The 12,009-nt window shown below is 61.2% G+C and carries 14 protein-coding genes; 6 read left to right on the forward strand and 8 right to left on the reverse strand.

What is annotated here, in order from left to right; genetic code table 11:
- The 3 genes from ACT3UE_RS15285 to ACT3UE_RS15295 all read right to left on the reverse strand — a co-directional run.
- Positions 1 to 399, reverse strand: a 399-nt coding sequence (locus ACT3UE_RS15285; protein WP_444567004.1) for a hypothetical protein, incomplete at its 3' end; no start/stop codon positions are given.
- Positions 400 to 706: 307 nt separating this feature from the next.
- Positions 707 to 889 (reverse strand): hypothetical protein, encoded by a 183-nt coding sequence (locus tag ACT3UE_RS15290; protein WP_444555613.1) that lies wholly within the window; start codon positions 887 to 889, stop codon positions 707 to 709.
- Between the two features lie 71 nt (positions 890 to 960).
- Positions 961 to 1,254, reverse strand: a complete 294-nt coding sequence (locus ACT3UE_RS15295) for a hypothetical protein (protein ID WP_444555614.1) — start codon at positions 1,252 to 1,254, stop codon at positions 961 to 963.
- A 168-nt stretch (positions 1,255 to 1,422) separates the two neighbouring features.
- Here ACT3UE_RS15295 and ACT3UE_RS15300 point away from each other — a divergent pair, with 168 nt between their 5' ends.
- Positions 1,423 to 1,818: a VOC family protein gene (locus tag ACT3UE_RS15300; protein ID WP_444555615.1), complete on the forward strand. Its 396-nt coding sequence runs from the start codon at positions 1,423 to 1,425 to the stop codon at positions 1,816 to 1,818.
- A 65-nt stretch (positions 1,819 to 1,883) separates the two neighbouring features.
- Here the strand turns inward: ACT3UE_RS15300 and ACT3UE_RS15305 are convergent, their stop codons facing one another.
- The 5 genes from ACT3UE_RS15305 to ACT3UE_RS15325 all read right to left on the reverse strand — a co-directional run bounded on the left by ACT3UE_RS15305 (position 1,884) and on the right by ACT3UE_RS15325 (position 7,001).
- Positions 1,884 to 3,122: a hypothetical protein gene (locus ACT3UE_RS15305; RefSeq protein WP_444555616.1), complete on the reverse strand. Its 1,239-nt coding sequence runs from the start codon at positions 3,120 to 3,122 to the stop codon at positions 1,884 to 1,886.
- Between the two features lie 85 nt (positions 3,123 to 3,207).
- Complete coding sequence (locus ACT3UE_RS15310; RefSeq protein ID WP_444555617.1) at positions 3,208 to 3,906, reverse strand: HAD family hydrolase; 699 nt, start codon at positions 3,904 to 3,906, stop codon at positions 3,208 to 3,210.
- Positions 3,907 to 4,215: 309 nt separating this feature from the next.
- Entirely contained in the window at positions 4,216 to 5,211 is a 996-nt protein-coding gene (locus tag ACT3UE_RS15315; RefSeq protein ID WP_444555618.1) for a COX15/CtaA family protein, read from the reverse strand.
- A gap of 46 nt (positions 5,212 to 5,257) precedes the next feature.
- Positions 5,258 to 6,055 carry an ABC transporter permease gene (locus ACT3UE_RS15320; RefSeq protein WP_444555619.1) on the reverse strand — a complete coding sequence of 266 codons (798 nt, stop codon included), beginning with the start codon at positions 6,053 to 6,055 and terminating at the stop codon, positions 5,258 to 5,260.
- Positions 6,048 to 7,001 (reverse strand): ABC transporter ATP-binding protein, encoded by a 954-nt coding sequence (locus ACT3UE_RS15325; RefSeq protein WP_444555620.1) that lies wholly within the window; start codon positions 6,999 to 7,001, stop codon positions 6,048 to 6,050. Before ACT3UE_RS15325 ends, ACT3UE_RS15320 begins: the two co-directional genes overlap by 8 nt.
- A 182-nt stretch (positions 7,002 to 7,183) precedes the next feature.
- Here ACT3UE_RS15325 and ACT3UE_RS15330 point away from each other — a divergent pair, with 182 nt between their 5' ends.
- From ACT3UE_RS15330 to ACT3UE_RS15350, 5 genes are all read left to right on the forward strand, one after another.
- Positions 7,184 to 7,918 (forward strand): helix-turn-helix transcriptional regulator, encoded by a 735-nt coding sequence (locus ACT3UE_RS15330; RefSeq protein WP_444555621.1) that lies wholly within the window; start codon positions 7,184 to 7,186, stop codon positions 7,916 to 7,918.
- Positions 7,915 to 9,375 carry a Fe-S cluster assembly protein SufB gene (sufB, locus tag ACT3UE_RS15335; protein WP_444555622.1) on the forward strand — a complete coding sequence of 487 codons (1,461 nt, stop codon included), beginning with the start codon at positions 7,915 to 7,917 and terminating at the stop codon, positions 9,373 to 9,375. The genes ACT3UE_RS15330 and sufB overlap by 4 nt, the downstream gene beginning before the upstream one ends.
- A 2-nt stretch (positions 9,376 to 9,377) precedes the next feature.
- Positions 9,378 to 10,655 carry a Fe-S cluster assembly protein SufD gene (gene sufD, locus ACT3UE_RS15340; RefSeq protein WP_444555623.1) on the forward strand — a complete coding sequence of 426 codons (1,278 nt, stop codon included), beginning with the start codon at positions 9,378 to 9,380 and terminating at the stop codon, positions 10,653 to 10,655.
- Between the two features lie 68 nt (positions 10,656 to 10,723).
- Positions 10,724 to 11,482, forward strand: coding sequence for a Fe-S cluster assembly ATPase SufC (gene sufC, locus ACT3UE_RS15345; RefSeq protein ID WP_444555624.1), 759 nt, complete (start codon positions 10,724 to 10,726; stop codon positions 11,480 to 11,482).
- A 2-nt stretch (positions 11,483 to 11,484) separates the two neighbouring features.
- Positions 11,485 to 11,826: a metal-sulfur cluster assembly factor gene (locus ACT3UE_RS15350; RefSeq protein WP_444555625.1), complete on the forward strand. Its 342-nt coding sequence runs from the start codon at positions 11,485 to 11,487 to the stop codon at positions 11,824 to 11,826.
- Positions 11,827 to 12,009 lie beyond the last annotated feature (183 nt).

A 12,009-nucleotide genomic window follows, 5' to 3' on the forward strand; every position in this document is an offset into this window, starting at 1 on the left:
CACATGTTCAGCCTTCTCACCCGTCCTTCGATCTGAGTGGATTATGCCGTTGCGAAAGTTCTTGATGGCGAGATAGTCCTCGAGTATTTCCGTGTCCACTGCTCCGCCGATCCGTCCTTCCAAATACGATCGCAGCGATTCCACCTTCTTTTTGTTATTTTGACCATTGGGTTTGAGATAATCCTTCAGTTTCGAATCGCCCGTGCGCTCATGTTCCTGGTTGATTGCGTTCTCGACATTCCCGACCAACATCACAGCATGCAGGCGAGCGAGGGTGGCATCCAAGATCTTCGGATAGTGATATTCGAGAGGGTGTCGCAGTAGAGATCGGCGAACCGTCTGCAAGAAGATCATGTCGTCGGAGTAGCTGTCAGTGAACTCAGGAATTGTCGCGGTCATACGCCCAGACTCTCAGAAGTTGCCACTCGCGTGGCCATTCCCTGTTGCAGTTGGTCGAGAGATTAGAGCGCAATTGTCCAATCCGCCGAGTTCACGTTCATCTGGTAGATAGCCCGATGATTGGCTGCATTGGGCGGTTTCGTCCGGAGTTTAGAGGAGCAAAACCACAAGCTGTAGGGCGGATAATGGCATTCTATGCAGCCTTCGTTGTGCCGCAGAGTGTCTATTCGGCTGTCAAGCCGCGAATACCGTCCCGTTGAGCCCTCGGCTATTGAGGCGCAGGAGGCGAGGATTCGCAGAGTCGAATTCACTCCTTGTTGTTGCGGCGTTCCTTGGACGCCCGAAGGAAGCGTTCTTGGTAGGCAGAATAGGCATCTGCATGGCGAGCGTGTTCCTCAGGTGTGGTCGAAGGAGGGAGCTCAACCGGGGGCATGTAGCGGTCAATAGCATCGATTTTGAGCGGATACCCGAACTCGTCTTTCATTGCCATTCAACAACGATAGGCCTTATTCAACACGAGAACAGTTGCCTCCCATGGGGTTCCCGCTGAGGGACTCGCTGTCAGCCTTTTCCTCCACGGTTCTTTGCTGGCACGTGATCAGGGAAATCTTCTGCTCCGATACCGCCAGCGCCATAGAAGGCTTCTACGAAAAGGCGAGCTTCCTCGACGAGCTCTTCGGAGGACATTCGCGAAACGTCGTTGGAATCGGTGCCCGTTATGCCGACAGTAAAGCCGTAAGTTCCCCCAGCTGGACCATTCAGCCAAGCAAAGTCATAGCTGAGGCTCCCGCTTGGTTGGTACCTTTCGCTGATGCGGAACAGCTCGTGGTCAATCGCGACTTCAAAGTTGTCCATGTGGCGACTTTAGTCTGATTCCGGAAGGACCATCAGGTCTCGGCTGCCGTCAGTAGGTAGCGTCCGGCGGTGGATCAGCCGAGAGATCCCGGCCGGCCACGCTCGCAAGCTGGCGTCCCGACGAGGGTTCCGCTTGCGGCGTCACTCCACTCGACCTACGGTTATGGAATGCTTGTTGTTGGGTCCATTGTCATTCGTGTGAGCGACCTGCAAGAGCAGATTCAATTTTGGTCTGATGCTCTCAATTACACTGTGCGAGAGCCGATTGATGATGACTTCGCACTGTTATTCCCCACCGATGGAATAGGTCCGAATGTCTCCCTCGACGCGCACCGCTCTGAGCGGATATTGCCACCTCGCATTCATCTGGACTTGTACGCGGAGGACCAGGCGGCCGAAGTTCACCGACTTACTGTTCTCGGTGCCACCAAGGTGGATTGGGGTCGATGCCCCGACGATGAAGATTACGTCATCATGCAAGACCCCGAGGGAAACCGGTTCTGCGTCATTGAGGCGGCCGAGTGGTCGGGCTGGAGAAGTTGGCGGACAACAACCAATAGCTGAGAGCTGCCGGTCACGTCACTCCGGGATGCCCATTTGGGGTTCCCTCTCGCGACTAATTCGCTTCCCTACTCAGCATCCCGCGTCATATGCGCGGCGCCCCACCACATCAGGCGCCACTCGCCGTCTTCATTCGGCGCAGCCGCACGCCCATCGCTCCCCTCACGCACCCACCTCATCTCTGGAGAGCCGGGCGTGCCGTTGACGACGACGTGAAGGCGAACGGTGCAGATCGCGGCGGCGCTGTGCACCAGCGACTTGAGGGAGTAGTCATCCAGCGAGTGCCCTTGATAGTCCAACCGCACGTCTCCAGGGCCGACTGTCTGGCCCAGAGTCGTGATCACCTGGGCCATGTGTCCGTAGTTCTTCCGCTTCCAGGCGTCGAGGTATCTAGTAGACGCCACATAGACCGGGTGAGCGGCGAGTGATGCGTGATCATCTGAGGTCAGGGCAATGGGCACGAACTCCGCCAGTGCAGCTTTCGTCTCGGTGTTGGCAGCAAGTTGAGTTGCGAGGTCTTTCCACGTCGGGTCGGGCGGCTTCGCTGTCTCTTGCTCTTGGGCCTCCAAGGAGCGCGCCCAGTCCGCCACGGCGAAGAGTCGATTCCAGGCTTTGGTCGCGACGACGCTGCTGTTGTAGTTGGTCAGCATCCCGTGCACGATGCCGTTGCGGTACAACTCATAGACTGGCTCGTCGTTGCGTCCCTTGCTGGACTTGGCGAAGGTCGCATGCGCTGCACTGAGTCCCAAGTGGTGGCCCACAACGCTGTCCCAGGCGTCCATCTCCTGCGGCTCGCGGGCATGCAGACCTTTGCGGCAGGCCGGATTGAGGTCGTTCACGAAGCCATCCATGACGCTGAGCAAGACGTGGACTACGGCGTAGTAGCGCTGAGCTTGGTAATCCTCCAGCGCCGACCTCAGCAGATGCATGCGTGCGCGTAAATCAGGGTGCACATTGAGTCGTCGCACCAGATGAGACAGGCGATCCTTGTCCTGGTACCAAGCGATGAAGGCTTGCTCCGCACGCTCCGGATCGTCCTGGTGATTGGCCACAAGGCCGGCCAGGTCATCGACCGGCAGGTCGTCATGGAAGACCCAATGTCGAGGACCGAGGAGTACGTAGAAGGCGTCAACAGTGCTCGTGATGCGGTCCAGTTGGGCTGAGACGTCTGTCAGCAGGTGACGCTGTTCCTTAGAGATGAGGAACTTGAACCGCCGCAGTCCTGCCAGTTGCAACTCCATCTCTTTGAACTTCGGCAAGTCGCGCGCCGACCCATACGCCATGCTGGCCTCCTCTTCCTCGTCCATTCTCGCTGCTGAGGTATCGGCGGGGGCTCTACGTGTCAGGGTGAGTTGAGCCCAGAACGGGATCCCTGACCGGTCACCGTTCCGGTTACGGAGCAGTCGCTTCGATCTTTAGCAACGGGACGAGATCCGTCAGGCTACGCAGAGTCATCGGCTGACCGGCATCCTCCCGGTCAAGGTGTATGGCTTGAAGGCCTGCGGCTCGTGCCCCTTCGATATCCACACGGAAGTTGTCACCGACGTAAAGTACCTGGCTTGGGGAAATCCCCATCTTCTCGCACGGCAAGATGAATGCTGAACTTGTGGGTTTAGCATGGCCCATTTGTTCAGAACTGAAGAATAGATCGAGGAGGGGTTCGATGCCGATCCTTTTGATCTTCTTCGCTTGTTGCTCGTGGTTGCCGTTGGTGATGACGCCGACCGTGGTACCGGAACTTCTTAGCAGCTCCAGGGTCGGCACGGCGTCTGGAAACGCAGTCCATGCTTCCTCATAACTTCGCAGGTAAATGGCGAACACTTCGTCAAGCTCAGTGGCGCCAACCGGACCCGGATGCCCTATCAGGGGAAGGAACTGGCGGAGTCGTTCGCGGCGCTGTGCATGAAAACTGAGCTCACCTGATAGGAAAAGATCGTAGTTGGCCTGTTCAATCTCAAACCACGAATTCGAAAGATCAGGTGTCAGCTCGACGCCAAAACTCCGAACGAATGTATCCAAGCCACCACGTGCTGATGTCAGATGGTCGAACAGAGTGTTGTCCAGATCGAATAGAACGGCTCGAAATTCCATGCACTCAGACTAGCCGTCGTCGCAATTCACTCATCTGTGTTGCCTTCTTTCAACATTCCTAGCCAGCCGTCCCGCAAGCCGTTGCCCAAACAGACACGGAATCGTTGTGCAGAAGACTCCGGGCTTCCTTGTAGTCGTCTTCGAAAAACGACACCGGGGCAATATCCGCACTCTCATGGAGCACCGGGAGGAGCGGCCGGCTGCAAGCCCGGGAACTCGGGGCGTGATCCTGCACCTGACCAGGGCTGGAAACCAGAAGGTCCCGTTGCTTCACCGCGGGAAAGGAGCAGGGCAGTCGGCGGGGCGTTGCTATAGCGGAACGACGCCGGTGGAACGGTCCCATACATTGGTGGCGGCCGCCGTCAGGAATGCGGTGCCTACCATGTGCAGCAGGACGACCGCGATGGGCAGTCCGAGGAAGAACTGGGTGTATCCGATGGCGCCCTGGGCCAGTACGGCAACGACCAGGAAGAGGTAGCCGCGCTTCAGGGCCCGCGCCGCATGGGTGCGGTAGACCAGATACAGGCCCAGCAGGGTTGCGATGACCAGGAGGTACACGGGGACCACATGGATGCGGGTCACGAGGTACAAGTTGAAGCCGTGCCGGGGTGAGGAGGGATCCCCCGCGTGGGGGCCCGAGCCGGTGACCACGGTTCCCAGGATCAGGGCCAGGGCCGAGGTGATGGCGATGGTCCAGCCCAGTGAGCGCATCGTTCCGGTGAGGGGGCCGGGGGCCACCAGTTCTTCACCGCGCGATTCCCTCCCGGTGCGGTTGACCAGCAGTGTTGCCACGGCCACCAAGGCGATCGACGCCAGGAAGTGGAAGCTGACGACCCAGGGGTTCAAATCCGTCAATACGGTGATCCCGCCGATGACGGCTTGGATCGGGATGAAGCACAGCAGGGCGATGGAGAGCCAGAACACGGTGCGGTGGGTGCGTCGTATGCGCCAGATGGAGACGATCATGGCAATCGCCACGGCGGCCAGGACGAACGTCAGCAGTCGGTTGCCGAATTCGATCAACCCATGGATTCCCATTTCGGGGGTCGGGGTCATCGTCCCCGGCATGCAGTTGGGCCACTGCGAACAGCCGAGTCCGGAAGCGGTCAGTCGGACGGCGCCGCCGGAGACGATCAGGATTGATTGGGTGATCAGGGAGGCGATCGCCAACCGGTGGATGCCTCGGCCGATGGATAGCGGGAGATGGTTGTATCCACGGGAGTAGGTGGTCTGAACCGCGCGGGTGCCGCGCCCCAACGCCGGCGGTAGCCGGTCGGTCCAGTGGTTGGCGACGGGGGTTGTCATGTTGTCTTTCTCCATTCGGGACGCGGGGCGACTGGCTGTGCGCGCGTCAATTCCATTTGAACCAGCGGGTGGCGGCGAATCCTGCGGCAATCGTCCAGGCGAGCAGGATCAGGATGGCCCCCATGTTCATGGTCCCACTGATGAGGGTCTCACGCAGTGCATCGCCGAGCGCCGACGAGGGCAACACGGCAACAATGTCGGACAGCATCCCGGGAAGGCGGCTGCCCGGAATGAGGATCCCGCCTCCTGCTGCCAGGAGGATCCACGCCAGGTTCGTGATCGCCAAGGTTGCTTCAGGCCGAACGGTACCGGCAATCAGCAGGCCCAGTGAGGTGAAGGCAGCGGCACCGAGTATCAACAGCAGGACGCCCAGGGGAATGCCTGCCGGTTCCGGGCGCCACCCCAGGAACAGCGCCACCCCACCAATCAGGACGACCTGGACCACCAGTACGGCCAACACGGCCAGGGCCTTGCCGAAGATCAACCCGGCTCGTCCCAAGGGGGTCGTGGCCAGGAAGCGCAGGACACCGTATCTCCGGTCGAACCCGGTGGAGATGCCCTGGCCGGTGAAGGCGGTGGACATGACGCACAACGCCAGCACGCCGGGGGCGGCGGCATCGATGCGGTGTTCGGCAACGCCATCGAGGATGCTGGTGAACGTCAACCCGAACAGTGCCAGCAGGGGCAGGGCGACCGCCAGGACCAGCTGTTCGCCATTGCCGAGCATGGCGCGGGTTTCGTAGCCACCGTGGCGGACGACGCGCGTGGTCAGACTGGCGGCATTGGACCGGCGGGCACCGGTGGTCGGGGCTTCGGGCAGGGGCGAGGGCGTCGGGTCAGCCACGGGTGCCTCCTTGGGCGATATCCAGGAAGACGTCTTCAAGGTTCTTCGGTTCCATGCTGATCGAGGTCGGCAGGACTCCCTGTTCAGACCACCAGGAGGTGATTTCCGTCAACCCGGCGGGGGAGTGGAGCCCCTCGACGCGGTAGCGGCCCGCCGCCTCCTCGATGAGTGATCCGGCGTCGTGTAGCCGGGGGATCGGCAGGCCGGGGTCGGCCGTGAAATGGAGGGTACGGCTCTCCGTCGCCGAAGTGGCCTCGGCTGTCAGATCCGCGACGGTGCCTTGGGCGACGTTGCGGCCGTTGTCGATGATGTAGACGTAGTCGGACAGGCGCTGGGCGTCTTCCATCAGATGCGTCGTCAGGACGATGCACAAGCCCCGTTCGCGCAGCTCTTCGATCAGTTCGAAGACTGTTTGGCGTGATTGCGGGTCCAGGCCTGCACTGGGTTCGTCCATGAACACGACTTCGGGATTTCCGACGAGGGAGGCTGCCAAGGCGACGCGCTGGCGTTGCCCGCCTGAGAGGCGCCGGATGGTGGTGTGCGCGAAGGAGTCGATGCCAAGGCGTTTGGCCAGGGCATCGACGTCGACCGGGCGGTCATACATCCGGGCGACGTGGCGCAGGAGGGTCATGGGCTTGACCGAAGGGGGTAGGCCGCCGTCCTGGAGCATGACGCCCACCCGGGAGCGCAGTGCGCTTCCTCCGGAGGCCGGATCGGTACCCAGCAGGCGGACGGTGCCGCCGTCGGGAAGGAGCAGTCCCTGGGCGCAGGCGAGCGTGGTGGATTTGCCGGCGCCATTGGATCCGAGCAACGTCGTCACCGCGCCACGATGTGCTGTCAGTGAGATACCGTTGAGGACCCGGACCATACGGCCATCGAGTGCGGCAACCGGGCCGAAGTCCTTACGGAGGGACTCGACGACGAGACTGGGTTCTGTAGTTGTCACCCGAGCATTCTACGTTACGTAGAGAAGGGCGCGGGCAGAGGGTCCGGAGCGCCGGTATTTGCGCTCTGCGGGAACTAAGTCACACCTTACTGGCGCACTCGACCGCATTAGGTCATGATTGTGTTGTGTATTCATCTCAGCTGCCCTCTCAGGAAGCGACCGCTACGTCGGCCGCTAACCCGGTGGCGCCCGAACCCGAGGAACGGACTCGCGACCGCGTGTTGCAGGCCGTCCTGCACCAGGGGCCGGTCAGCGCTGCGGAACTCGGGGAAAGCCTCGGCTTCACCCCGGCTGCGGTCCGCCGCCACTTGGATGCCTTGAGTCGTGATGGCTTGGTCGAGGTCAAACTCGTCGCCAACCAGCCGGCCGGGGCAGGGCGTCCCGCCCGACGTTATGTGCTCAGCCGCCATGGCCAGTCGACGCGTGGCAACGACTACCTCGACATCGCGACCTCGGCCTTGACCGATCTGGCCGACGTGGCCGGCGAGGAAGCGGTCACCGCCTTCGCGCAACGCCGCTTCGCGGAAATGGAGCGGCGATACCGTCCCATCGTCGAAGCGGCCGGCGACTCCCTGGAGGACCGGGCCGAAGCGCTTTCCGGGGCACTCAGCGGCGACGGGTTCGTTGCGTCGACGCGCGCCGTGGGATTCAACCAACCGGCGGCGATGCTGCAGAGCATCCAGCTGTGCCAGGGACATTGCCCCATTCAGGATCTGGCCCGGGAGTTCCCGGTGTTCTGTGATGAAGAAACCAAAGTTTTTGCCCGCCTTTTGGGTGTCGACGTCCGCCGACTGTCGACGTTAGCCTCGGGTGGACACGTTTGTACGACCCACATTCCGCTGGGTCGCAACCAGACTCCTCAGCAAGCTGAGAAGAGAACACGAGTCAAACTGACAAAGCAGGAAAGGCCGAGATGACGGATCAGATGGCACAGGAGACCGCCGACCCCGGTGTGCTCTCCGAGATTCTGGAAAAGAATCCGGAGCTCGAGGGGATCGGGAACTACGAGTATGGCTGGTCGGATAAGAACGACGCCGGCGCAAACGCGCGCCGTGGCCTGAACGAGGAAGTCGTTCGCGACATCTCGCAAAAGAAGAGCGAGCCCGAATGGATGCTGAACATGCGTCTGAAGGGCTTGAAGTACTTCGGTCGCAAGCCGATGCCTACCTGGGGTGCAGACCTCTCGGGCATCGACTTCGATAACATCAAGTACTTCGTGCGCTCCACCGAGAAGCAGGCCACGAGCTGGGAGGACCTCCCGGAAGACATCCGCAACACGTACGACAAGCTCGGCATCCCGGAAGCGGAGAAGAACCGCCTCGTCTCGGGTGTCGCCGCACAGTACGAGTCCGAGGTCGTCTACCACCAGCTCCGTGAGGATCTGGAAAAGCAGGGTGTCATCTTCCTGGACACCGATACGGCGCTGAAGGAACACGAGGATGTCTTCAAGGAGCACTTCGGCTCAGTCATCCCCGTGGGCGACAACAAGTTCGGTTCGCTGAACACCGCGGTCTGGTCGGGCGGTTCCTTCGTGTACGTGCCCAAGGGTGTACACGTTGATATCCCGCTGCAGGCCTACTTCCGCATCAACACGGAAAACATGGGTCAGTTCGAACGCACGCTGATCATTGCGGACGAGGATTCCTACGTCCACTACATCGAAGGCTGCACGGCACCGATCTACGATTCGGATTCGCTGCACTCGGCGGTCGTGGAGATCATCGTGAAGAAGGGCGCCCGCGTCCGTTACACGACGATCCAGAACTGGTCGAACAACGTGTACAACCTGGTCACCAAGCGCGCGATCTGCGAAGAGGGCGCCACCATGGAGTGGATCGATGGCAACATCGGCTCCAAGGTCACCATGAAGTACCCGGCCGTCTACCTGGTCGGCGAGCATGCCAAGGGCGAGACCCTTTCCATCGCCTTCGCCGGCGAAGGACAGCACCAGGACACTGGTTCGAAGATGGTGCACATCGCACCGAACACGTCCTCGACGATCGTGGCGAAGTCGGTGGCGCGCAACGGCGGCCGTTCGGCCTACCGAGGGTTGGTCCAGGTGCGCGAAGGCGCCAAGGGATCGCGTAACTCGGTGGAGTGCGACGCGCTGTTGGTCGACCAGATCTCCCGTTCGGACACGTACCCGTACATTGACGTCCGCGAAGACGACGTCACCATGGGCCACGAGGCAACCGTCTCGCGTGTTTCCGAGGAGCAGCTGTTCTACCTCATGTCCCGCGGCATGGCCGAGGATGAGGCAATGGCGATGATCGTACGCGGTTTCGTCGAGCCGATCTCCCGGGAGCTTCCAATGGAATACGCGCTCGAACTGAACCGCCTCATTGAACTGCAGATGGAAGGAGGCGTCGGTTAATCATGACTGATACCGCAACAGAAACCACTGGCAAGGAATCACGCTACGGCGTGCCCGCCATCGCTGGATTCACCGAAGAGGGCGAGAATCTCTCCCCACTGAATGAGGACAGCTCGCCGCTGGGCGGTGATGCCAGCAAGGCGCACAGCCACGGCGGTGGAGCGGGAGTGCCCGACTCTTCCCGAGCCGGCCGTCTAACCAGCTACAAGCTGGAGGACTTCAAGGCGCTGACGGGTCGCGAGGAAGACTGGCGCTTCACACCGCTCAAGCGCCTGGGTGGACTCCATAAGAAGGCTCCCACCGGTGCCGCTCCGACGCTGGCCACCGAGCTCAGCGATGGCGCGACCTTGGAAACCGTGGGCATGGACGACGCTCGCGTCGGTTCCGCCGGCATTCCCGAGGACCGCGTCTCCGCCAACGGGTGGAACGCAGCCGCAGAGGCCTCCGTGCTGACCATCGGCGCCAACGCCGAGGACGTGAAAGCCACCCTCACCTATACCGGTGCGGGTATGGAAGCGTCGGCCCAGCACCTGGTCGTCGTCGCGGAGCCAAACTCCCGCGGTCTCGTCGTCATCGACCACGTAGGCAGCGCCGTCCTGATTGAGAACATCGAGTTCGATGTCCAAGAAGGCGCAGAGTTGACCGTTGTCAGCGTGCAGGCTTGGGAAGACGATGCCATCCACGCAGGTTCGCAGCAGGCCAAGGTGGGCGAGAATGCGAAGATCAAGCACATCGTTGTCACCTTCGGCGGTGATCTTGTGCGCCTGACGCCGTCGGCGCGATTCGCTGGCACCGGTGCCAAGGTGGAGATGTTTGGACTGTACTTCGCCGATCCGGGCCAGCATCTGGAACACCGTTTGTTCGTCGATCACTCCACGCCCCACTGCACTTCCAACGTCCTCTACAAGGGGGCGCTGCAGGGCAAGGACGCACACACTGTGTGGGTGGGCGACGTGCTCATCCGCGCGGCGGCAGAAGGCACGGACTCCTATGAGGCCAACCGCAACCTGGTCCTCACCGATGGTTCCCGGGCTGATTCGGTCCCGAACCTGGAGATCGAGACCGGCAACATCGCCGGTGCCGGACACGCCAGCACCACCGGTCGTTTCGACGACGAGCACCTGTTCTACCTCCAGTCCCGCGGAATCGACGAAAAGACGGCTCGCCGTCTCGTCGTGCGCGGCTTCCTCAACGAGGTCATTCAGCAGATCGGCGTCGAGGAGTTGCAGGAACGCTTGAACGAAACGGTTGAGGCAGAACTCGCCGCGACCGATAACTAGGCCTTTGGCCTTTTTCCCCCCCCAGTGAACCTCGCCGGCCAGTCCGGCATGTCAGAGAACGGACACCAATGTCTACCCTGGAAATCAAGGACCTGCACGTATCGATCGATACGGAGCAGGGCAGCAAGGAAATCCTCAAGGGCGTGAGCCTCACCATCAAGACCGGTGAAACGCACGCCATCATGGGCCCGAACGGTTCGGGCAAGTCAACCCTGGCCTCCACGATCGCGGGCCACCCGCGCTACAACGTCACCTCGGGCACCATCACGCTCGACGGCGACGACGTGTTGGCCATGAGCGTCGACAAGCGTGCTCGCGCCGGCCTCTTCCTGGCCATGCAGTACCCGGTCGAGGTACCCGGCGTGAGCATGACGAACTTCCTCCGGACGGCCAAGACCGCCATCGAGGGCGAAGCCCCGAGCCTGCGTCACTGGACCAAGGACGTCAAGGCGGCTATGGCCAACTTGAAGATCGATCCGGAGTTCGCCAGCCGTAACGTCAACGAAGGCTTCTCCGGTGGTGAGAAGAAGCGAGTCGAGATCCTGCAGCTCGAGCTCTTCAAGCCCAAGTTCGCCGTCCTCGACGAGACCGACTCCGGCCTCGACGTCGATGCGCTGAAGGTCGTTGCCGATGGCGTGAACCGCGCCGCGGAGGGCAGCGAGATGGGCACCATGCTCATCACCCACTACACGCGGATCCTGCGCTACATCAAGCCGGACTTCGTCCACGTGTTCGTTGATGGCCGTATCGCCGAACAGGGCGGTCCGGACCTTGCCGACCGTCTCGAGGAAGAGGGCTACGACCGCTTCCTCCCCGTCGGGGCGTAGTCATGAGCACCACCGACGAAGCAAGTGGCTCGACCCACACTCCGCTGGAGGACGTCGAGGAAGCATTGAAGGACGTTATCGACCCTGAACTCGGGGTGAATATCGTTGACTTGGGCTTGCTCTACGGCCTGCAGTATGCCGATGACGGTGCGCTGCTCATTGACATGACGCTGACTTCGGCGGCCTGCCCGCTCACCGACATCATCGAGGAGCAGGTTGGCCAGGCGATGAGCAGTGTCGTTGACGAGCACCGACTGACATGGGTCTGGATGCCACCGTGGGGACCTGAGAAGATCACCGACGATGGACGCGACCAGATGCGTGCGCTCGGCTTCAACATCTAGTTAGAGCACCGGATCCTGTTGATGGCTTCCCAGGAAGCCTTCAACAGAACACCACGATGAGGCTCCCACCGCTTTTAGCGGTGGGAGCCTCATTGTTTAAAGGGATATATTCGCTGACTCCCTGGCAGGCAGCCGTGCTTCCAACGCTCGACTCAGAAGGGTGGTTCTTCCGGGGGCTTTTTT

Origin of the sequence: Arthrobacter sp. 179 (assembly GCF_052379645.1) — a bacterium.
GTDB lineage: Bacteria > Actinomycetota > Actinomycetes > Actinomycetales > Micrococcaceae > Arthrobacter_H.